This window comes from Thermomonas brevis, assembly GCF_014395425.1.
Classification (GTDB): Bacteria; Pseudomonadota; Gammaproteobacteria; order Xanthomonadales; family Xanthomonadaceae; genus Thermomonas; species Thermomonas brevis.
The window spans coordinates 1,043,120-1,060,486 of the sequence record NZ_CP060711.1; the positions used below are offsets into that span (position 1 = coordinate 1,043,120).

The following is a 17,367-nucleotide window of genomic DNA, read 5'->3' on the forward strand; positions in this document are numbered from 1 at the left end:
TCAAAGCAAGGTGGAGTCAGCCGCTACACCCAGCATGGGTCAGAGTGTCTGCTCCCAAGTCATTGAGCTCTGTCACCCCAAGGCTTGGGGCGATCGCATGGTTACTGGCATTGGTAACGTTGAGTGGTGCACTTGGCTGTCTGCTCTCTCTCAGCAAGCTGAGGACTGTGGACAAGCCATCTACATGGCTTCCAGCACATCCAGTGCCGGGGCCTAACAATTCATTCAAGCCGACGCCGCTTCGCGGCGCGGCTTAATTCAGGCGTTAGGCCCCGTGATCATTTCCTTTGAAGGTCCAACATTCTTTGCACCAGCGGATGAGGACCACTTCTTCGGCTGGCTAAGAGCATTGCCCGAGCACCAAGACATCCAGGGCGTGGGTACTATCTTGGAGCTGACGCTGACTTCCCCAGTGAGCTCGGACACAGTGCGGCAACTTCTTGTAGTCTTTCGGCGCTGGCACATAGAGATCACGCCATTGCTGCCTTTGCGCTCGCCGGCGACAAATGGTTTCGTGCTTTGGAATACTGCGCTAGGAGAGGCCTCGTCCGGGGCCTAACAATTCATTCAAGCCGACCCGCTTCGCGGGTCGGCTTAATTCAGGCGTTAGGCCACTGAGAGCAAGCGCATCGAAACAGGTCATGCGCAAGCTTGTTGTTCCCGCTCCTCGGCAAAGAAAGCGGCTGTACGTCATTCAGCAAAGCGCACTGAGCCGCACTTCGTTGATACACCTCGCGCTACGGCGCAGCACAAAGCGGCCGCGCCTCCGGCTTCGCAATGTCTCGCTCGTTCTTCAAGAGCAACAACAGCAGTACACTCGGGCCAGGTCATGCGTCGTCGGCAAGAGCCGTGGCCTAACAATTCGTTCAAGCCGACACCGCTTCGCGGCGCGGCTTAACTCAAGCGTTAGGCCACTAAGAGCAGGTGGATCGAAACAGGTCACGCACTCGCTTGCTTGCTCTCGCTCCTCGGCAAAGAAAGCCGCTGCACTCTGCACTGCAAGCCTCACTGGCCGCACTTCGTTGAGACACCTCGCGCTACGGCGCAGCACAAAGCAGCCACGCCTCCGCCTCCGTTATGCCTCGCTCGTTCATCAAGAACCAGATCAGCAGTACACTCGGGCTAGGCCATGCGTCATCGTCAAGAGCAGTGGCCTAACAATTCGTTCAAGCCGACGCCACTTCGTGGCGCAGCTTAACTCAGGCGTTAGCGCTCACCCAATGAATATGAATTTCGATCGTGACAACGACCCTCAGCCAATCCCCGTTGATCTTGCAATCTCACGCGGGCAACTGTTGGTAAACGGCCCCGTCCAGATCTTGCTGCTTTCCGGCGCCGCGACCGCTTACTTTCTTCTTGATGTATCTACAATTGCCTGCTTCGTCGCCGTTGGTCTTGGCTTTATTCTCGCATGGCTTTGGTGGTCATATTTCATCCCGCAATGGAGAGAATGGGCACATGCTCGCGGCGCTGACCCAGAGGAACTTCAATTTGAAGCAGTCCGCTCCAAGCTTACATGGCCCAAAGGATCGTTCTTTGAGCGCACCGAGATTCGTCGCCGTGAGCGCTAACAATTCATTCAAGCCGACACCGCTTCGCGGTGCGGCTTAATTCAGGCGTTAGGCGACACATGGAGATTCAATGAAGCCCATCTTGCTCGCGTTAGCATTCATCTGCGTCGCCAGTTTCAAGTTCTTCGCTGCCATGTCGGAGAACGAGTTCATTCCGGGGGCAATCATGTTCACCGCAATGCTCGGAGCACCACAGCTGATCTGGCTCTGGTTCCTGCGTACAGGCCCGCTGAATGATGGCCAGATCAGATCCGCAGCCTTTACGCTCACTGCCTTCCTCTTTACTTCTGTCCTGTTTGGGTCTTTTCCTGGCGTTTCGCGGCCATCCTGGGGTGGCGAGGGTCACTTTGAGGTTCCGGCTGCACTCCTCGTCGAGGGCTTCATCAGCGTTCTCGGAATTCTTGTATTCGTTGCGCGCGGGAAGCGGAAAAATGAGAGCGTCGCCTAACAATTCATTCAAGCCGACGCCGCTTCGCGGCGCGGCTTAATTCAGGCGTTAGCCGTTAATGGAAGATATCGATATATCGGTGACACGACTACAAGCGTTTCTCGTAGATGCCTCGTACGGTCGAGCGTTGAGGATGGCTCACCTCCTTGAATCCCGACTCGTAACATTCTTGATGTGCCATGCCATTGAGAACAACTACCCCATTGATAAAGATGGCATTAAAAAGATGACGCTTGGGGTTCTAGTCAAAGAATTTATTGCAAAATTCAACCCTTCTGAGCAGATTGAAGAAGAACTCGACAATATGGTCTTCTTCCGAAATGAGCTTGCCCATAGAATTTCTGAAACAATCATCTCGGCTACAGTTCATAAAGATTGGCAAGATCGCGTTGTCAAAGAACTAACAGAAATAACAGGCTATTTCCAAGAAACGCTCACTTTACTTGAACCTTACGTAGAAAGAAGCTATCGAGCAATGAATGTCTCAGAAGAAGTCCTGCTCAAGATTATTGGAAAACTGTATCCGGGCATTAAAGTTAACGACTAACAATTCATTCAAGCCGACGCCGCTTCGCGGCGCGACTTAATTCAGGCGTTAGGCGTGCCATGGCATATGCATCGCTATCCATGAGTGACATCTCCAGTTGGGACGACTTTCATGAAGCGTCTCGCTTTGCCTTTGGCTTCCCGGATTTCTATAGTCGCAATAACAATGCTTGGATTGACTGCCTCAGTTATCTAGACGAGGGAGATGGCATGTCTGCGTTCATGCTTGGCAGAGATGAAACCCTTGAAGTTCTTCTCGTCGGTTACTATGAATTTTCGGAAAGACATCCAGATATTGCACTCGGAATCACGCAACTCTTTGCTGCCGTCAACTCGCGCTATTCTGAGCGCGGTGATTTTCTCAGGCTGCGTCTCTCGCTTACGTGAGGGGCACGCCTAACAATTCATTCAAGCCGACGCCGCTTCGCGGCACGGCTTAATTCAGGTGTTAGCCGCTAAAAGCACATGCCGCACAGCATCATTCTCGGTTGGGGCTCGTTGATCTGGGACACGCGCCCGGACTTCGGACAATTTCATGGGGCTTGGGAGCTGGATGGCCCCATGCTTCCGCTGGAGTTTTCTCGCGTCTCATCCAGCCGCGAGGACGCACTGACGCTCGTACTAGATGAGGACAATGGTTCGGCTTGCCGTGTGGCCTTTACACGTAGCAAAAGGCAAAACCCAGACGACGCTATCGCAGATCTGCGCTGTCGCGAGGGCACGACGCTGCGCAACATTGGTTACTACTTTCGTGATGGCTCAAGGCGCAACTCGAGATCTGAGAGCAACCTTTCGGCCATAGCTGCATGGGCCAATGAAAAATCTATCGATATTGTGGTCTGGACTGACCTGGCGTCAAACTTTGAGTCAAAGAGCAGTCAAAAATGTCCATTCAGCGTTTCTGCTGGAGTCGCACATCTACAAGCTCTCCCTGTAAGTGCAAAGGCTAAAGCTGCTGAGTACATGTGGCGGGCACCCCGTTTGTCGACACTCCACTCCGTCGTATCATTCAGGCTGAGCCGTGGTTCAAAGAGCGCGGCTAACAGTTCATTCAAGCCGACGCCGCTTCGCGGCGCGGCTTAACTCAGGCGTTAGACCGCAAAGGGGAAAATTGTGACGCGGAACCAACAATGCTTGCTCGCCGCAACTTTTACGATCGTTTTGGCAGCAGCATCGAGGCAGCTCAGCCAGCTGAAAGATCCAGGTCTTCTTTTTGGGCTTAGCTCAGACTTCTTTGCTGGCGTGCTGATTGGTTTTACTATCGTTCTCGGCATAGTGACCGTCGTGAAGTTTCTCCCAAAAGTTGCAGGCAATCAGCATAGCTAGCTGATGCTCTTCAATGAGCAGACTTTGGCAGCGGTCTAACAATTCATTCAAGCCGACGCCGCTTCGCGGCGCGGCTTAATTCAGGCGTTAGGCCGCTCCAAGCATCATTGCAAGCGAGGGCAATGTGGAACATCCACTAATACTTCCAATGGTGGCTCATGTAGCGCTTGCCTCGTTCCTCTACGTTCTTCTTACAATTGCACGTGCTCCAAAAATTTGGGGCATCGGTCAGCGCCCTGATGGCTCCAATCCTTGGGCCACAGTCGAACCGCGCATCAGCGCAAACCTTTCCAATCAGTTTGAGTGGCCCCTGCTCTTTTACGCAGCGTGCCTGCTACTCATTCAGAGTCACTCTGAGGCATCTATCGCGTCTCTACTTGCCTGGACGTTCATTGTTGGCCGCGTGGCGCACAGTTGCGTCCAGGTTCTGACCACAAACATCCGGCTGCGCGGCTTGGTGTTCACGGTCAACTTCCTCGCTACACTCGGACTTTGGGTGGTCGTTCTCCAGCCAAGGACAGCGGCCTAACAATTCAATCAAGGCGAGACCGCTTCGCGGTCCGCCTTATTTCAGGCGTTATGCGCGGGCAGGCAAAAGTCGCATTGTCTTGCGCAAGCTTGCCAGAGTCCAGACATCCAGCCAGTCGCATATCCCGCTCGGCCACGCACTGCATCGTGCAAAAGAGCCAAGCTTATGCCCACCCACCACCAAAGACCTTCGTCCGGTGATTACTCGCGTACCGATTCCCGCTGGCTTAAGATCACTTCAGCAGTCTTGCTTCAACTGTTGTTGCAGGCTGCATAACAGTTCATTCAAGCCGACGCCGCTTCGCGGCGCGGCTTAATTCAGGCGTTAGGCCACTAAGAGCAAGCGCATCGAAACAGGTCATGCGCTTGCTTGCTTACTCCCGCGCCTCGGCAAAGAAAGCAGTTGCACCTCGCCTCGCAGCATGCACTCAGCCGCACTTCGTTGAGACGCCTCGCGCTACGGCGCAGCACAAGGCAGCCGCGCCTCCGCCTCCGTCATGGCTCGCTCGTTCATCAAGAGCCAGATCAGCAGTACACTCGGGACAGGTCATCCGCCATCGTCAAGAGCAATGGCCTAACAATTCGTTCAAGCCGACGCCGCTTCGCGGCGCGGCTTAACTCAGGCGTTAGGTTGCGGAGCAAGTATCAATGCGATTTCTAGCCACGATTCTTCTAGCAATTGTCTCAGCCAATTGCCTTGCGCAATCGTTCAGTGGCGAATGGAAAGTTGATCTCCGGAGCCAAGAGCAAAAGTCAAAGCATGTTGAGTGCGGCTTCGCATCTTTCAACCTCACCCAGCAGAACGCAAAGATCAGAGGCACCTTCTCCGCGGGCACACCAAACTGTGGTCGCATGGACGACGGCGGGCAAGTTCGCGGCATGGCGACATCGCCCAAGAGTGCGGTCCTCATTGTTCAAAGCGCCAGGGACAACTCAATTTCTATCGGATCCGCCTCAATTTCTCCCAGCGGAGTTCTCTCTTGGGAGACTAGCGATCATCTCTTTGAGCAGGGCGATAACTTGATCCCCTTGCGGGCCATCTTTCATAGGTTGCCGTAGCCGCAACCTAACAATTCATTCAAACCGACGCCGCTTCGCGGCGCGGCTTAATTCAGGCGTTAGGCCCCTAGAGACACATCATGGCGACTGAGTTTCCACCCTTCTCAATAGAGACTGCTCGGCAAATGCTCCGCTGGGGCTCTGATCCAGAAGCATCGCCATTCACTCACAAGCAGATCGCTGAATGGTGTGATCGGTTCTGGTGCTCCTACTTGGACACAGATGCACCAGCAGAGATTGAGAAGGCGTTACCGGTACTCGCTGATGTTGACGTCCAGTGGGATTTGTTCTTGTCCAATACATACACACTTGAGCAGCTTCGCACCATCAATCTGGAGCAGGTACGCTTGCCCTCAGAGTGGTTCAACTCATGGGCTTCGCAGCTAGGAGCCTAACAATTCATTCAAGCCGACACCGCTTCGCGGCGCGGCTTAATTCAGGCGTTAGGCCTTGCACCATGCAAAACCGCGATCTTGACCAGTTGATAGAGCATGCCATCTTCACGACAGACGCATTTGTTGAGGTGCTTACTGCGGAGGAGCTGCCCGGCTGGGCCGCTCGCTTCTCAGCCATTGCATCTATGCTCCGAGAGGGTGATATCCGTGGTGCGGTGCATAACCACAGCAACTGCTCTTACGGCGGCCCCGGAAGCCTCAGTGATGTCTTTACCAAAGATCAGCGGCAATTCGATAAGGCTTGGTCAGCGTGTGGCGCAAGTCTCCGCGCGCTCGGCAAGGCCTAACAATTCATTCAAGCCGATGCCACTTCGTGGCACGGCTTAATTCAGGCGTTAGGCAGCGCTGGAGCTAGATCTTTAGCGTTCGGGATCAAGGAACTTGAAGTTGGCTGCATTCCCAAGCATTCAAAGCCTCGGCCTCAGTCTCCGTGCCGCCTCAAAGCGGCGGCACTCCGTCTGCGGGACAGTTCTCCGCAAGAAGCATCGGCAGGCCACACAATAGCGCTTTCGCTTTGTTCTTGCGGTGTTGCATCTCGGCCAGTTGCTGCCTAACAATTCGTTCAAGCCGATGCCGCTTCGCGGCACGGCTTAACTCAGGCGTTAGACGGCTATGCTTCCAAAGACCCGGTGGGTACCCATCCTTAATCGTACTGAATTGTTTCAGCGATTGGCTCATGTTTTTCACCCGACCGAGGGCAGCTCAGAAGAAGATGACAACATAATGCTGCTAGAAATTTGCATAAATTGCCCTGATCCAGGCGGCGCAATGGATGCAATCATTGAAGCTCCACAGGGCGTCATTACGGAACTTCTCCTCGATGAAATATTGGCAATGCCAGAGCGAAGTCCTGCAAGCTATGACGAGTCAGAGTTATCTATGGATCACCCCCTTCGACACTGGCGCCTTCAGCTGAGGGCCGTCTAACAATTCATTCAAGCCGACGCTGCTTCGCAGCGCGGCTTAACTCAAGCGTTAGGCCTCACTGGAGATTACTGAGTGCTTCAACTTTCATCGGAAACGAGCGCTGAACTCGACCGCCTTTGCGCACTTGGTGATCAGCATGCCGAAGCAAAAGATTTTTCTTCGGCTTTAGAAGCTTATTGGTCGGCCTGGGACTTGTTACCGGATCCAAAAGAGAACTGGGAGGCGGCAACATGGATACTCGTTGCTGTCGGAGACGCAAATTTCCTCAGTGGAGATTTCGCAGCCGGTCGGGATAATCTTTCCCAAGCCATGCATTGCCCTGATGCGATTGGAAACCCATTTATTCATCTGCGCCTTGGCCAATGTCAGTTCGAGCTTGGCAATCTTGATCGCTCGGCAGATGAGCTCATGCGTGCTTATATGAGCGCCGGTCCCGGGGTCTTCGCCAAGGACGACACAAAATATCTAGAGTTCTTGAGCACGCGCGCAAAAGATATTCAATTGCCTCGCAAGAAATCCAAGTGGAAGTTCTGGGGGTGAGGCCTAACAATTCATTCAAGCCGAACCCGCTTCGCGGGTCGGCTTAATTCAGGCGTTAGGGCTTAGAGGAGACAATGATGCAGCTTGAGGAAATCGCGAACTGGGTATTCGTTTGCACTTTTATATTCTTTACCGCATTTGCTGTCTCTGAGCGTTTCTTGCGCTCAAGAGGTCGCGGATTCTCGCCGCGCGTGAGAGCCATCTCAGTACTCCTGCTCTGCTATGGCCTTGCAATCCCCTCTGCTATAACTTTTATCTATCTACCTCACAAGAATGGGCTTGTTCTTCGCATATCCCAATACGGCACTGACAAACTTGTACCCCTCTCTAGCCCAAGCGCAACCCTGACCTTGGTGTTCAATATTGGGCTTCTTACTCTTCTGTTTCTCGGCGGCACATATATGGCACTATTCCTATGGCGCAGAGGCGCTTCTAAGCCCTAACAATTCATTCAAGCCGACGCCGCTTCGCGGCGCGGCTTAATTCAGGCGTTAGGCCACTAAGAGCGATCGCAGCGTATTTGCATTTCTTGACGCCTGTATGCGCTCGTTGTCCGGTTTCGCAACAACCAAGTTCACCGCTCGTTTCTTCGCTGTAGTCCATCGCGCCACGGCGCAGCACAAAGCAGCCGCGCCTCCGGCTTCGTAATGTCTCGCTCGTTCATCAAGAGCCAGATCGGCAGTACACTCGGCCTAGGTCATGCTTCGCCTTCAAGAGCGGTGGCCTAACAATTCGTTCAAGCCGATGCCGCTTCGCGGCACGGCTTAACTCAGGCGTTAGGCACCATGACAGACTCTTGGCTAATCCTTTCAAAGCGCTATGGCGGAGATCGACGCTCCCCAACCGCCAACGAATTGAGTAGCGCGGTTCATGAGCTATTCCATGAATCAATTCCTGGAATGATGGAAAGCGACTATGAGGAGCATGGCTCTGCATCCCTGCGTTATGGATGGGATCAAGGACCAATGTATGTTCTGGATATTTCTCGCAATGGAACAGTTACGTTTGAGCAATGGGCAGATCAAGACTATGAGCAGGAACTTTCACCCGGACAATCGATGAGAGTCTCTGAACAACGTGCTCTAGAGCTTTTGTCATTACTTGCTTCTGGCCAGCCAGATCAACTCCGCACTGAGTTCAAGACTGGTGCCTAACAATTCATTCAAGCCAAACCCGCTTCGCGGGTCGGCTTAATTCAGGCGTTAGACCGCGGTGAAACAACACGGAGGTTACATGCTCAAGGCACAAGAAGTTCTCTTTGAGATAGCGGTTTCGTTCCTCATTGGTGGCCTTCCCGTACTGATCGCGTACTGGATCGGAGGCTTCCCCTTCTTGGATGCGTCACTTAAGGCCCTGCTGCCTAACGACTTCCCATTGTGGTACGCCGTTGGGCTCAGTGGGATTACAGTAGCAGTTCTTTCTGCCCTCAAAATCAGCCCGTCTCTCTCTGGGCCGTCATTGCCAAAGAAGATTCTTCTGGAGGTACATAGTGACCTTCATGCAGTCTATAGACTTGGAGCAGGTGCTTTGTTGACCTTTTCGGCTCTATGGGTGTGCGTTGACCGAGCTTCTCTGCACCGCGGTATCCTCCTTTTGATTATTTATGGACTGGCGAGTCTCTTGGTATGCATCTTCTACGGCAGACTTACACAGTGGCTTGAGGACAGGGCTTCGTCGACCGCGGCCTAACAATTCATTCAAGCCGACGCCGCTTCGCGGCGCGGCTTAATTCAGGTGTTAGGTCCAATGACAGTCTCCGACGAGTTCATTCCAAACACCGCCGAGTTGCAAGCATTTTTAGCTGCGGCGCTGACTCCAGAAATTTCTCGGGCCTCGGCAGACCTTGGTGTTGAGAGCACCTATTCTGCTCATGCGTTTGCTCGCGGCAAGGAGACTCTATTGCTGGATTCTGCCGCATCCGCTTGGACTGTCCGGGCGACCTTCAGAGCTTCGCACTCTCCCGGCCGAGCGCTCGTGCAACTTCAAGCAAAACTTGCGGCACCTCACCCCTCTGGCTACAGCGGCTTCACCCTCAAAGGCGGCTATGATCTCGGCAGTCCAAATACGTTTGCGGCAAGGTCAAAGACCAATGAATACAACACTGCTGGTTTCCGGGCTTGGGCCTAACAATTCATTCAAGCCGACGCCGCTTCGCGGCGCGGCTTAATTCAGGCGTTTAGACATGCGGACATCCATTCTCGCAGTCATAGCTTCATTCATCGCTCTGCTGCCTGCAGCATCATATGCGTGCAAGTACCCAGAACCGCCATCTTTTAGATCCGCCCTAAAAGACGCAAACAATGTTTTCGTCTTCCGCCTAGACAGTGCCGAGTACAAGCGAGAGGATCTAGGCAGTGGAGCCTATACAGCATGGGTCGAGGGCAAGATCAGTCCCGTTCAAAACCTTTTTGGAAATCCAACTGGCTACAAGAGCATTAAGTACTCAACCTTTTGGTGCGGCGGGGTAAATCTGGTAGTTGGACACCACTACCTAATTGCCACAAACGCAAAAGGCTCCAACATCGAACTTGTCAGCGCTGATGGTTCCGTCCTCGACATAGATAACTTCTACAACCCTGCCCAAAAAAAGGCCAGTCTTCGCTCGCAGTTGATTCTTCCAGTGATAAAGGCTATCTACGGGGTTGAGCCATTACCTGCCAGCTTTCCGCCACGAGACATTGTAGCCCGCACGGTTGTTCAACCACCGCCACCGCCACCAAAAAAGCCGCATGTCTAACAATTCATTCAAGCCGACGCCGCTTCGCGGCGCGGCTTAATTCAGGCGTTAGAGGTCACAAGAGATGCTGTCGCCACCTTATGAAAAGCTGTTACGGCTAGTGGCAGGACGCGGCGAGATTCGGGCGCAAGAGCTCGTTGCTAAGGTCGACCGGAAACACGGCAACTACACCGACTTCTATACGCTAGCCGCAATGCTACATGCCGGCTACATAACAACCGATTCTACATTTGAATCTGGAGGGGAGAAGAGGCGGGGAACACTTGGGCTGGACACACAGGGCACAGCGGTCTCGCTGTGTCAGTTGGCCTTAGCCAAGGGTGAGTCATTTACTTTCAATGAGTGCGCCCGCGACTCATGGCATGATGCGGAGCTAAAGATCTTCATCACTTCTGCTGGCCTTCTGAAGGTTGAGGAGCTTGATGAACGCACTGAGAACAAAAGACAAAAGAGGTTCGATTACTTTTTTGCAATCTTTATAGCCATCCTGGCTGCAATAGCTGGCGGCTTCGCCACGAGCTACTTCACACCGCAAGCAGACATAGCACCTGTCACCAATGCCCAGTCAGCTGCGCCGAGTGACCTCTAACAATTCGTTCAAGCCGACACCGCTTCGCGGCGCGGCTTAATTCAGGCGTTAGGCCCCGACCATGCTTTTTCAGCTATCCCCAAAGGACAACAACTCATACATGGTGGGCTCATGCGATCGAGTTAATCCGGCCAGTGGAGTTCCCATCTGTGGCACATGTGGTTACCGCACCGCTCCAGACTTCACGAGCCAAGCCTTTCGGCTCAAGGGGGCCCGCTTCGACATTTCCTGTTGCTACGACGGAGCGGTAATTGCTAGTGACCGCTTCCTGGCGCTGTATCAATCACTTGGCGGTTCCAACATGCGCTTTGTAGTCCTCCCCAACGCGCTTGGCTTCTATCACCTCAAGTGTGAGCAGCCGGCTGCTCTTGACTATGCAGCTATGGAAACCCGGTTCATGCGGCCATGCTCCGATTGTGGCCGCTATCTAGATACAGTCGGCTATGCCTGCATTGCGCTCCAGCCTGATGCCCGCGTCGCAGACAACGAAATGGCGTTTTCGGACAAATATTTCGGCTCCAACAATGAGGCCAGCCCACTTATGCTCTGCGGAGCGGGTCTTGCAACGGCGATCCGGACCTCCGGTCTTACCGGAATAGATTCGTGTGAGCCAATCGGGGCCTAACAATTCATTCAAGCCGACGCCGCTTCGCGGCGCGGCTTAATTCAGGCGTTAGGCAGCGCTGGAACTAAATCTTTAGCATTCGGGATCAAGGAGCCTGAAATTGGCCGCACGCCCAACCATTCAAAGCCTCGGCCACAGTCTCCGTGCAGCCTTAGAACGGCTGCACTCCGTCTGCGGGACAGTTCTCCGCAAGAAGCATCGGCAGGCCACACAAGAGCGGTTTCGCTTTGTTCTTGCGGTGTTGCATCTCGGCCAGTCGCTGCCTAACAATTCGTTCAAGCCGATGCCGCTTCGCGGCACAGCTTAACTCAGGCGTTAGGCCGCAGACAAACACCAACATGAATTACCAAGCACTCCCCATTACACTCGCTCCCATCTTCTTCGGCATAGTCATTGTGTGGTTCATTCTTATCAAGCTGTTATTCAATCGGCTGGAGCTATATCACCCGCAAAAGTACGAGGCAATGGGCCGGCCATCGCTCTTTCTGCGTAACACCATTGCTGGCGGCTGGGCCACTCTCAAGTTCCTAGTTGCTCGTGAGCACAAGTCGCTCAATGACAGCTATCTATCCAAGCTCTCCGACTTCATGCTCGTTTTCTTTGCAGCCTATCTGCTGCTGTTCTTTGGGCTGTTCTTCATAGTCGCTGGACACACATCCAGCTCGGCGGCCTAACAATTCATTCAAGCCGACGCCGCTGCGCGGCGCGGCTTAATTCAAGCGTTAGGCGGCACGCAATCAGGATCGCAACTTGAAGGAAGAGAAAGCTAAGTTCAGCTGGCGTCGCACGGCAATCATTGCCGTCGCACTCATCGTTCTCGGTGTAGTTGCCTACGCTGCCTCTATGCTGCGCCTTCGAGGCCCTGCGGAACCTCCAGCTGCGGTCAAGGCAACTTCTCCTAAGTCCCCACCGGCAGCCTCGATCTCGTTCCTCCCGCCAGAGGTCCAACGAGCACTTACATCACTGTGCAGCCCTTGCGCCTTTGCAGACTCTAACGCGCCATGGAATGCCACAGACGTGGTGGGTGACGGCCTGCCGCAGCGTCGCTTGGTAAAAACCGAGAAACGTGGGCCGGATTGGTTTGTTCAGTATCAGCATGGCGGCTTCGCTATTCACAACCACACGGTTGTTTTCTCGCTCACGCCAACTGCCCATCTTGCTCCCGGCAGTTCATGTAATCCGGCGCAGGAGAAGTGTGAGTGGTAGTGCCGCCTAACAATTCATTCAAGCCGACGCCGCTTCGCGGCGCGGCTTAATTCAGGCGTTAGGCAGCAAACCAAACAATGCCGCACTTCAAAGTCATACTGTCCGGTCAAGAAATCGAATTGCTGTTTGACGGCACGCCAGTCGTTGAATTCTTCACCACTAGACTCGTTCGTGCCGCAGACTTGGCGGCTGCGGAGCGACAGGCCAAGGATCTTGTTCTGTTGGAGTGGCAATCTGGTGACATCTATGGGACCACCAATCGCGGCTCCATCCCGGCACTGAAAGTTGAAGATTCTTTTCCGGTCAGCTTTCTGGCCGGCACGTTCGGGCGCAAGCCCTCTAGCTACACTTTCTACCGCCATGAGGACTAGACTGCTGCCTAACAATTCATTCAAGCCGATGCCGCTTCGCGGCACGGCTTAACTCAGCGTTAGGGCTCACACGGGAAATTCTATGCAGGTCGAACAAAAGCAAAAGCGAGGCCGGCTAAGAACGGCCATCTTTACAGTAGCGGGAATCTTTTATCTCTACCAGTACGTTCAAACCCAGCAAATTCCGCTCCTGATCACGGCGGGTGGCTTTGCCATGATCTTGCCTAACACCTTTCTCTACCCAGTGAACTGGCTCAATCCAATGAAAGCCGGCGGGACAAAGCCGAATCCCGCGCTGACATTGCTTACATTCGTCTGAGCAACTTGCATCATTGGTGGGCTCATCATGCAATGGCAGTGAGCCCTAACAATTCATTCAAGCCGACACCGCTTCGCGGTCCGACTTATTTCAGGCGTTAGGCCGCTTTAGACAATATGGCAAACCCGTACCTGTTATCCGGAGCTGCGCTGAGCGCGATCGCGGCCCTACTTCACCTTGGCTGCATCTTCTTTGGCCCATCGTGGTACCGCTTCTTCGGTGCAGGTGAGCGTATGGCTCAACTCTCAGCTGCCGGCCATATCGCCCCTACCCTCATCACGACCGGAATTGCTGCAGTGCTCGGCGTCTGGTCGCTCTACGCTCTTTCCGGTGCCGGCGTCATTCCAAGGCTCCCGCTTATTCGCACCGGTCTTTGCGTCATTACCGGCATTTACCTGCTGCGCAGCGTAGCGGGATTCGTGCTCGCAGCCGTTGCACCCGGTGAACGCAGCGTGGCCTTCTGGTGCTGGAGTTCCCTGATTTGCCTAGGCATCGGCACGCTGTATCTTGTCGGTACTCGACAGGTCTGGTCCGAGCTTTCTCGCGGCGCGGCCTAACAATTCAATCAAGTCGAGACCGCTTCGCGGTCCGACTTATTTCAGGCGTTAGGCCACTCAAAGCGGCGCATCGCATTTGCAGTTCTATGCGCTCGCACTATCCCGTTGTTCGGTGTCGCAACTATCAACCTCACCGCTTGTCACTTCGCCGTAATTCACCGCGCTACGGCGCAGCACAAAGCGGCCGCGCCTCCGGCTTCGCAATGTCTCGCTCGTTCATCAAGAGCCAGATCAGCAGTACACTCGGGACAGGTCATGCGCCATCGTCAGGAGCCGTGGCCTAACAATTCGTTCAAGCCGACGCCGCTTCGCGGCGCGGCTTAACTCAGGCGTTAGGCCACTAAGAGCAGGCGCATCGAAACAATTCGTGCGCTCACCTGCTTGCTTCCGCTCTTCGGCAAAGAAAGCGGCTGCACTTCACCTAGCAAAGCGCACGGAGCCGCACTTCGTTGAGACACCTCGCGCTACGGCGCAGCACAAACCAGCCGCGCCTCCGGCTTCGCAATGTCTAGCTCGTTCATCAAGAGTAACAACGGCAGTACACTCGGGTTGGGTCATGCGCTGTCGTCAAGAGCCGTGGCCTAACAATTCGTTCAAGCCGATGCCGCTTCGCGGCACGGCTTAACTCAGGCGTTAGGTTGCACATGATATTCCTCGGCAAGCCAACAAGAGCAAAGAACGCGCTGTTCGCCGCGCTCTGCTTTCTCCTCAGCGGCATGATGTTCTATTCGTGGGCTATGTTCGAGGGCATTCCAGCGCGCACGGAACTGCGGCCGGCCTCTGGCAGGGTGACTTGGGTTCAGGACGGAAAGTACGGCATCAAATTCGCCCTTGATGGCGTTCCCAAGTCCTTTGACTACGCATCAAAAGGCAACGCCATGGGCCTCGTGCATGACGCCTTGTCACGCCCCGATCGACCTGTTGTCACCGTGCTCTACGATCCAAGTAATCCGGGCGGCCCCATCTACTCAAAAGATATCTACTACGGAGTTTTTGAGCTGTCGATCGCAGGCAAGCCCTTCCGTAGCCACGTCGAGATAGCTGAGGCATGGCAGACTGACGAGAATCTGGCCGTCTGGCTTGGCTCATTCTTCGTTCTCGGCGGCATATACCTGGCATGGGCTGCTTTCCATAATCGCGGTGCAACCTAACAATTCATTCAATCCGATGCCGCTTCGCGGCGCGGCTTAATTCAGGCGTTAGGCGTTGGAACAAACATGATCGCATCCCCAGAAAAACTGCATGAGCTTCTGAGGTACTGCATCGACTTCGGCAAGACCATGCTTACCAACTCTGGTGAGTTCCATCCGTTCGGCGCCACGCTCGGCCTTGACGACAAAGTAAGCGCTGCCGGTGGTTACAATGGCGAGGAGCATCCCGCCGCACAAGATATCCATCGTCTTCTCGGAGAGGCTTTTTCTTCCAGCGCCGCCGAGGGCTCCATTGCCGCAGCCGCGCTAGCAGCAAACGTGAACATCCCACGTGAGTACGACCCGCCCGCTCCGGACGGAATACGAGTCCTTCTTGAGAGCAAGGACTTCTCAAGGCTCATATACATCCCGTATGTCATTAAGCGGCAGGGACTCTTCACCAAATCCAACTCCGTGACTCTGTTTGAGCCAATTGCTGTACAGGTTGGCCCTGGCATCTTCAAAGCTGCCGCCAATGCCTAACAATTCATTCAAGCCGACACCACTTCGCGGCGCGGCTTAACTCAAGTGTTAGGGCGCAACCAAATTTAAGGGGGTGTTGTGGACTACATCACAGCGGGAATCAATCTTCTAGGTTTGGTAGCGCTATTTTTATATCAACGCTACCGCTTGAGTCTTTTGTCCGAGGCCTTGGCAAGACAAGGAACGTTGCTGACAGAGACAAAGAATGTTGTTTCACAACAAGCCACAGCAATTAGCAGTCAATCAGCCGTAGTGGATGCTGCTGTCAAATACTCCCAAGCGTTCTCCCCAGATCGAATTGAACAAATGGTGCGCCGCGAGCTCGAAATAGAGCACAAGGGCGAGAAATGCGAGCTTGAACAGAAGGTCCAAGCGCTAAGTGACAATCAAGGAAGAATTATTACCAACTCCATGGGCCAAATTGCCGACAAGATAAGCGAGCGATTCTCCCAAGTTTTCACGCCGATTTTGTCTGGTTATGCAATTCACTTGTTGAAGCTCCCGGATGAAATAAGAGACGCTGAGATACAGAAGATTGAACCTTCTGAATCTCGCGAGCTCGTCAAGTCCGTAGTTGTGAAAGGAAAGGAAATGCTGGAGGCGGCAGGAATGGGAACAGCGCCCTAACAATTCGTTCAAGCCGAGCCCGCTTCGTGGCTCCACGCAAAACCGGTTCTCCGTGGGCGGGCCGGCTTAACTCAGGTGTTAGGGCGCAAAGGAGAATTATGCGAGTTGCTGTAAGATTTATTGCAGTGGTTCTTTTTCTAGTTTCGTTTCCCGCTGCGGCTTCAGATTTTGGGATTGGGTTCCTGATTGCAATGGCGGGAATATTTATGATCGCAATCTGGCCACTGGTCTTGCCTTTGTTTTATCTTCGCGGATCCAGTAGGAAGCTCACGTTGTACTTTGTACTGGCGTTGACAGCCTTTGGCCTTGCGGGCCTGTTGAGCGCGCCATTTCAATTACTGGGCTTGATCGGTCTGCCGGCCCTACTTGGCGGCTCACTTAGCTCTGATAACATTCCTGGTGCTGGCGTGCTCTACTTGGCACATCCATTGGCATTTGCGGCTAGCTTGTGGGTTCTACCCAAAATCAAACGTCTAGTGGCTAGCCACGCGATTGCGCCCTAACAATTCATTCAAGCCGACGCCACTTCGTGGCGCGGCTTAATTCAGGCATTAGGCAGCGCTGGAACTAGATCTTTATCGTTCGGGATCAAGGAACTTGAAGTTGACCGCATTCCCAAGCATTCAAAGCCTCGGCCACAGTCTCCGTGCAGCCTTAGAGCGGCTGCACTCCGTCTGCGGGATAGTTCTTTGCAAGAAGCATCGGCAGGCCACACAAGAGCGTTTTCGCTTTGTTCTTGCGGTGTTGCATCTCGGCCAGTCGCTGCCTAACAATTCGTTCAAGCCGATGCTGCTTCGCGGCGCGGCTTAATTCAGGCGTTAGGCCGCATGAAAGATGATCGCGTTTACAGAACCGAATTTAGAAGCTATGCCCTATGGTTAGGGCTGCTTGGTCTACCTCTGATACCGATTGCAGCGGTTCTGGTCAGGTTCGGCTGGGTGCAATTCCAAGCCAAGGGAATGGTGCCGCCTTCTGTGCTTTGTCTCTTGGTCTTAGTGGTGGTATTTATCTGGCTCTCTCGTTATCAGCTTACCTTCTCGTCTTCCGACATTACATATCGCTCCTGGCGCAAATCTTGGACGGTGTCATACGCCAACATCGCAGAGGTATCGGCATCTCGTGTCGCGCCCATCTCACAAGCGCCAATCGGTGCGTATATCCATTTCAAGGACGGGCGTCGTGAGCTCATCTACACAAAGGCTTTTCCCATGGCTGCAATCAGGGATCTTTTTGCCCTTGGCGCTGCGGCCTAACAATTCATTC

At 53.9% G+C, this 17,367-nt stretch carries 21 protein-coding genes; all 21 read left to right on the forward strand.

Translation table 11 applies throughout. The features are described 5' to 3' along the window. The first annotated feature begins 1,220 nt into the window (after positions 1–1,220). The 21 genes from H9L17_RS04865 (at position 1,221) to H9L17_RS04965 (ending at position 17,357) form a co-directional block, all read left to right on the forward strand. Positions 1,221–1,571, forward strand: a complete 351-nt coding sequence (locus H9L17_RS04865) for a hypothetical protein (RefSeq protein ID WP_187571217.1) — start codon at positions 1,221–1,223, stop codon at positions 1,569–1,571. Between the two features lie 70 nt (positions 1,572–1,641). After that, positions 1,642–2,019, forward strand: a complete 378-nt coding sequence (locus tag H9L17_RS04870; RefSeq protein ID WP_187571218.1) for a hypothetical protein — start codon at positions 1,642–1,644, stop codon at positions 2,017–2,019. A 58-nt stretch (positions 2,020–2,077) separates the two neighbouring features. Continuing rightward, entirely contained in the window at positions 2,078–2,566 is a 489-nt protein-coding gene (locus H9L17_RS04875; RefSeq protein WP_187571219.1) for a hypothetical protein, read from the forward strand. An 80-nt stretch (positions 2,567–2,646) separates the two neighbouring features. Further along, positions 2,647–2,952 carry a barstar family protein gene (locus H9L17_RS04880; protein WP_187571220.1) on the forward strand — a complete coding sequence of 102 codons (306 nt, stop codon included), beginning with the start codon at positions 2,647–2,649 and terminating at the stop codon, positions 2,950–2,952. 78 nt (positions 2,953–3,030) lie between these two features. Then, positions 3,031–3,648, forward strand: a complete 618-nt coding sequence (locus tag H9L17_RS04885; protein ID WP_187571221.1) for a hypothetical protein — start codon at positions 3,031–3,033, stop codon at positions 3,646–3,648. Between the two features lie 391 nt (positions 3,649–4,039). Beyond that, positions 4,040–4,420 carry an MAPEG family protein gene (locus H9L17_RS16290; RefSeq protein WP_187571222.1) on the forward strand — a complete coding sequence of 127 codons (381 nt, stop codon included), beginning with the start codon at positions 4,040–4,042 and terminating at the stop codon, positions 4,418–4,420. 1,515 nt (positions 4,421–5,935) lie between these two features. Continuing rightward, on the forward strand, positions 5,936–6,220 hold the full coding sequence (locus H9L17_RS04895) for a hypothetical protein (protein WP_187571223.1): 285 nt from the start codon (positions 5,936–5,938) through the stop codon (positions 6,218–6,220). A gap of 712 nt (positions 6,221–6,932) precedes the next feature. After that, the gene (locus H9L17_RS04900) at positions 6,933–7,400 is read left to right on the forward strand and encodes a tetratricopeptide repeat protein (RefSeq protein WP_187571224.1); all 468 of its coding nucleotides are present in this window, start codon (positions 6,933–6,935) and stop codon (positions 7,398–7,400) included. Positions 7,401–8,185: 785 nt separating this feature from the next. Continuing rightward, on the forward strand, positions 8,186–8,554 hold the full coding sequence (locus H9L17_RS04905) for a hypothetical protein (protein WP_187571225.1): 369 nt from the start codon (positions 8,186–8,188) through the stop codon (positions 8,552–8,554). Between the two features lie 79 nt (positions 8,555–8,633). Next, the gene (locus tag H9L17_RS04910; protein WP_187571226.1) at positions 8,634–9,089 is read left to right on the forward strand and encodes a hypothetical protein; all 456 of its coding nucleotides are present in this window, start codon (positions 8,634–8,636) and stop codon (positions 9,087–9,089) included. Positions 9,090–9,146: 57 nt separating this feature from the next. Then, positions 9,147–9,527, forward strand: coding sequence for a hypothetical protein (locus tag H9L17_RS04915; protein ID WP_187571227.1), 381 nt, complete (start codon positions 9,147–9,149; stop codon positions 9,525–9,527). A 55-nt stretch (positions 9,528–9,582) separates the two neighbouring features. Beyond that, positions 9,583–10,137, forward strand: coding sequence for a hypothetical protein (locus H9L17_RS04920; protein ID WP_187571228.1), 555 nt, complete (start codon positions 9,583–9,585; stop codon positions 10,135–10,137). A 64-nt stretch (positions 10,138–10,201) separates the two neighbouring features. Beyond that, positions 10,202–10,726: a hypothetical protein gene (locus H9L17_RS04925; protein ID WP_187571229.1), complete on the forward strand. Its 525-nt coding sequence runs from the start codon at positions 10,202–10,204 to the stop codon at positions 10,724–10,726. A 963-nt stretch (positions 10,727–11,689) separates the two neighbouring features. Then, positions 11,690–12,025, forward strand: a complete 336-nt coding sequence (locus H9L17_RS04930) for a hypothetical protein (protein ID WP_187571230.1) — start codon at positions 11,690–11,692, stop codon at positions 12,023–12,025. Between the two features lie 609 nt (positions 12,026–12,634). Further along, a complete protein-coding gene (locus H9L17_RS04935) occupies positions 12,635–12,928 on the forward strand; it encodes a hypothetical protein (protein WP_187571231.1) in 294 nt (97 codons plus the stop codon). 82 nt (positions 12,929–13,010) lie between these two features. Further along, positions 13,011–13,247 (forward strand): hypothetical protein, encoded by a 237-nt coding sequence (locus H9L17_RS04940; RefSeq protein WP_187571232.1) that lies wholly within the window; start codon positions 13,011–13,013, stop codon positions 13,245–13,247. Between the two features lie 116 nt (positions 13,248–13,363). Next, positions 13,364–13,804 (forward strand): hypothetical protein, encoded by a 441-nt coding sequence (locus tag H9L17_RS04945; protein ID WP_187571233.1) that lies wholly within the window; start codon positions 13,364–13,366, stop codon positions 13,802–13,804. A 644-nt stretch (positions 13,805–14,448) separates the two neighbouring features. After that, positions 14,449–14,955, forward strand: a complete 507-nt coding sequence (locus H9L17_RS04950; RefSeq protein ID WP_187571234.1) for a hypothetical protein — start codon at positions 14,449–14,451, stop codon at positions 14,953–14,955. Positions 14,956–15,021: 66 nt separating this feature from the next. Further along, the gene (locus H9L17_RS04955) at positions 15,022–15,477 is read left to right on the forward strand and encodes a hypothetical protein (protein ID WP_187571235.1); all 456 of its coding nucleotides are present in this window, start codon (positions 15,022–15,024) and stop codon (positions 15,475–15,477) included. Between the two features lie 78 nt (positions 15,478–15,555). Further along, positions 15,556–16,104, forward strand: coding sequence for a hypothetical protein (locus H9L17_RS04960; RefSeq protein WP_187571236.1), 549 nt, complete (start codon positions 15,556–15,558; stop codon positions 16,102–16,104). Positions 16,105–16,931: 827 nt separating this feature from the next. Continuing rightward, positions 16,932–17,357: a hypothetical protein gene (locus H9L17_RS04965; protein WP_187571237.1), complete on the forward strand. Its 426-nt coding sequence runs from the start codon at positions 16,932–16,934 to the stop codon at positions 17,355–17,357. The last annotated feature ends 10 nt before the right edge of the window (positions 17,358–17,367 follow it).

Excerpts from the sequence above, each read along its gene's own strand:
- H9L17_RS04945 (WP_187571233.1), top strand. The coding sequence starts at position 13,364 with ATGGCAAACCCGTACCTGTTATCCGGAGCTGCGCTGAGCGCGATCGCG.
- H9L17_RS04935 (WP_187571231.1), top strand. The coding sequence starts at position 12,635 with ATGCCGCACTTCAAAGTCATACTGTCCGGTCAAGAAATCGAATTGCTG.
- H9L17_RS04905 (WP_187571225.1), top strand. The coding sequence starts at position 8,186 with ATGACAGACTCTTGGCTAATCCTTTCAAAGCGCTATGGCGGAGATCGA.
- H9L17_RS04925 (WP_187571229.1), top strand. The coding sequence starts at position 10,202 with ATGCTGTCGCCACCTTATGAAAAGCTGTTACGGCTAGTGGCAGGACGC.
- H9L17_RS16290 (WP_187571222.1), top strand. The coding sequence starts at position 4,040 with ATGGTGGCTCATGTAGCGCTTGCCTCGTTCCTCTACGTTCTTCTTACA.
- H9L17_RS04910 (WP_187571226.1), top strand. The coding sequence starts at position 8,634 with ATGCTCAAGGCACAAGAAGTTCTCTTTGAGATAGCGGTTTCGTTCCTC.
- H9L17_RS04920 (WP_187571228.1), top strand. The coding sequence starts at position 9,583 with ATGCGGACATCCATTCTCGCAGTCATAGCTTCATTCATCGCTCTGCTG.
- H9L17_RS04915 (WP_187571227.1), top strand. The coding sequence starts at position 9,147 with ATGACAGTCTCCGACGAGTTCATTCCAAACACCGCCGAGTTGCAAGCA.
- H9L17_RS04880 (WP_187571220.1), top strand. The coding sequence starts at position 2,647 with ATGAGTGACATCTCCAGTTGGGACGACTTTCATGAAGCGTCTCGCTTT.
- H9L17_RS04940 (WP_187571232.1), top strand. The coding sequence starts at position 13,011 with ATGCAGGTCGAACAAAAGCAAAAGCGAGGCCGGCTAAGAACGGCCATC.
- H9L17_RS04955 (WP_187571235.1), top strand. The coding sequence starts at position 15,022 with ATGATCGCATCCCCAGAAAAACTGCATGAGCTTCTGAGGTACTGCATC.
- H9L17_RS04930 (WP_187571230.1), top strand. The coding sequence starts at position 11,690 with ATGAATTACCAAGCACTCCCCATTACACTCGCTCCCATCTTCTTCGGC.
- H9L17_RS04870 (WP_187571218.1), top strand. The coding sequence starts at position 1,642 with ATGAAGCCCATCTTGCTCGCGTTAGCATTCATCTGCGTCGCCAGTTTC.
- H9L17_RS04965 (WP_187571237.1), top strand. The coding sequence starts at position 16,932 with ATGAAAGATGATCGCGTTTACAGAACCGAATTTAGAAGCTATGCCCTA.
- H9L17_RS04865 (WP_187571217.1), top strand. The coding sequence starts at position 1,221 with ATGAATATGAATTTCGATCGTGACAACGACCCTCAGCCAATCCCCGTT.
- H9L17_RS04950 (WP_187571234.1), top strand. The coding sequence starts at position 14,449 with ATGATATTCCTCGGCAAGCCAACAAGAGCAAAGAACGCGCTGTTCGCC.
- H9L17_RS04895 (WP_187571223.1), top strand. The coding sequence starts at position 5,936 with ATGCAAAACCGCGATCTTGACCAGTTGATAGAGCATGCCATCTTCACG.
- H9L17_RS04885 (WP_187571221.1), top strand. The coding sequence starts at position 3,031 with ATGCCGCACAGCATCATTCTCGGTTGGGGCTCGTTGATCTGGGACACG.
- H9L17_RS04875 (WP_187571219.1), top strand. The coding sequence starts at position 2,078 with ATGGAAGATATCGATATATCGGTGACACGACTACAAGCGTTTCTCGTA.